Here is a 254-nt window from a genome sequence, read left to right on the forward strand (position 1 = left end):
CGAATACGGATCCAAATATATTGTGGTAGGATTCAATGCTCTTGCAGAGGGTCTGCTTATTCTTTTAGAATAGCTTAGCGTAAAGATATTTTTTGTGCTCGGTTTATATGTCAGATATAAACTTGGAAACCATTTTCCATAATTACTATGTACATTTTCTCCATTTCTGGAAATCCCGTCAAGAGAGGTAAATTCATATCTTATTCCTGCTTTCCCTTCCCATTTTTCATTAAATGCTTTGGATAGCGTTATAT

Annotated in this window: 1 protein-coding gene; it reads right to left on the reverse strand. The window is 34.3% G+C overall.

The features are described 5' to 3' along the window. Window positions 1-254 (reverse strand): TonB-dependent receptor domain-containing protein (locus SB764_RS42585; protein WP_410867119.1); only part of this gene is annotated, 254 nt, incomplete at both ends.

The organism is Paraburkholderia sp. SIMBA_027 (assembly GCF_046535315.1).
Taxonomy (GTDB): Bacteria; Pseudomonadota; Gammaproteobacteria; order Burkholderiales; family Burkholderiaceae; genus Paraburkholderia; species Paraburkholderia tropica.